The organism is Stenotrophomonas sp. Sm6012 (assembly GCF_030985895.1).
Classification (GTDB): Bacteria; Pseudomonadota; Gammaproteobacteria; order Xanthomonadales; family Xanthomonadaceae; genus Stenotrophomonas; species Stenotrophomonas forensis.
The window spans coordinates 1-2,406 of the sequence record NZ_JAPTFX010000258.1 but is presented as its reverse complement, the minus strand read 5'-3'; the positions used below and the strand labels follow the sequence as shown (position 1 = coordinate 2,406).

Here is a 2,406-nt window from a genome sequence, read left to right as displayed (position 1 = left end):
TACACGGTCCCCGACCCAGATAATGGGCCCAGGTTAGAACGTCAAGCACGACAGGGTGGTATTTCAAGGATGGCTCCGCTGCAGCTAGCGCCACAGTTTCATAGCCTCCCACCTATCCTACACAGACGAACTCAACGTTCAGTGTAAAGCTATAGTAAAGGTTCACGGGGTCTTTCCGTCTTGCCACGGGAACGCTGCATCTTCACAGCGATTTCAATTTCACTGAGTCTCGGGTGGAGACAGCGCCGCTGTCGTTACGCCATTCGTGCAGGTCGGAACTTACCCGACAAGGAATTTCGCTACCTTAGGACCGTTATAGTTACGGCCGCCGTTTACTGGGGCTTCGATCAAGAGCTTCGCCTTGCGGCTGACCCCATCAATTAACCTTCCAGCACCGGGCAGGCGTCACACCCTATACGTCCACTTTCGTGTTTGCAGAGTGCTGTGTTTTTGATAAACAGTCGCAGCGGCCTGGTTACTGCGACCCTCTTCAGCTATAGCTCGCACGAGCCACCAAAAAGGGTGCACCTTCTCCCGAAGTTACGGTGCCATGTTGCCTAGTTCCTTCACCCGAGTTCTCTCAAGCGCCTGAGAATTCTCATCCTACCCACCTGTGTCGGTTTACGGTACGGTCTGCGTAAGCTGAAGCTTAGGAGCTTTTCCTGGAAGCGTGGTATCAGTGACTTCGCCATAAAGGCTCGTCTCGGTGCTCGGTCTTAAAGGATCCCGGATTTGCCAAAGATCCAAACCTACCGCCTTTCCCCAGGACAACCAACGCCTGGTACACCTAACCTTCTCCGTCCCTCCATCGCACTTACGCGAGGTGCAGGAATATTAACCTGCTTCCCATCGACTACGACTTTCGTCCTCGCCTTAGGGGCCGACTCACCCTGCGCCGATTAACGTTGCGCAAGGAAACCTTGGGCTTTCGGCGTGCGGGTTTTTCACCCGCATTATCGTTACTCATGTCAGCATTCGCACTTCCGATACCTCCAGCAGACTTCTCAATCCACCTTCAACGGCTTACGGAACGCTCCTCTACCGCGCATAACAAAGTTATGCACCCCAAGCTTCGGTTCTGTGCTTAGCCCCGTTAAATCTTCCCCGCAGACCGACTCGACCAGTGAGCTATTACGCTTTCTTTAAAGGGTGGCTGCTTCTAAGCCAACCTCCTGGCTGTCTGTGCCTTTCCACATGGTTTTCCACTTAGCACAAAATTTGGGACCTTAGCTGTGGGTCTGGGTTGTTTCCCTTTTCACGACGGACGTTAGCACCCGCCGTGTGTCTCCCATACAGTCCGTCTCGGTATTCGGAGTTTGCAATGGTTTGGTAAGTCGCGATGACCCCCTAGCCATAACAGTGCTCTACCCCCGAGAGGATACATATGAGGCGCTACCTAAATAGCTTTCGAGGAGAACCAGCTATCTCCGGGTTCGATTAGCTTTTCACTCCTAATCACACCTCATCCCCTACCTTTGCAACGGGAGTGGGTTCGGGCCTCCAGTGCGTGTTACCGCACCTTCACCCTGGGCATGACTAGATCACCCGGTTTCGGGTCTACTGCCCGCGACTATGCGCCCTTATCAGACTCGGTTTCCCTTCGCCTCCCCTATACGGTTAAGCTTGCCACGAACAGTAAGTCGCTGACCCATTATACAAAAGGTACGCAGTCACTCCTTGCGGAGCTCCTACTGCTTGTACGCACACGGTTTCAGGTTCTATTTCACTCCCCTCTCCGGGGTTCTTTTCGCCTTTCCCTCACGGTACTGGTTCACTATCGGTCGGTCAGTAGTATTTAGCCTTGGAGGATGGTCCCCCCATGTTCAGACAGGGTTTCACGTGCCCCGCCCTACTCGTCTTCACTGAAATGGCCCTTTCAGATACAGGGCTATCACCTTCTATGGCCGCTCTTTCCAGAGCGTTTTCCTAGAACCAAATCAGCTTAAGGGCTAGTCCGCGTTCGCTCGTCGCTACTTACGGAATCTCGGTTGATTTCTTTTCCTCTGGTTACTTAGATATTTCAGTTCACCAGGTTCGCTTCCAGCAGCTATGTATTCACTGCAGGATACCCGCAAGCGGGTGGGTTTCCCCATTCGGACATTACCGGATCAAAGCTTGTTGCCAGCTCCCCGATACTTTTCGCAGGCTGCCACGTCCTTCATCGCCTCTGACCGCCAAGGCATCCACCGTGTGCGCTTATTCGCTTGACCATATAACCGCAAGTTGCCTTGGGTTATACATGTGACCCGGGGGTACAAAGCCCGGATACGAATATAACGACTCAATCAATAAAGAGACTTCCGTCTCTCGCCTTAGCCTCACGACACGTCTGATAGAACATCTCAAACGCTCGCTACGTCACAAGTTTTAAAAGAACACGTACCAGCCACAGTGCTGATGCGTATA

General features: G+C 52.8%; 1 rRNA gene. It reads right to left on the bottom strand.

Annotated features, from left to right (window positions below):
- Nucleotides 1–2,210, bottom strand: a 23S ribosomal RNA gene (locus O0J73_RS22170); the annotation flags it as partial.
- Nucleotides 2,211–2,406 lie beyond the last annotated feature (196 nt).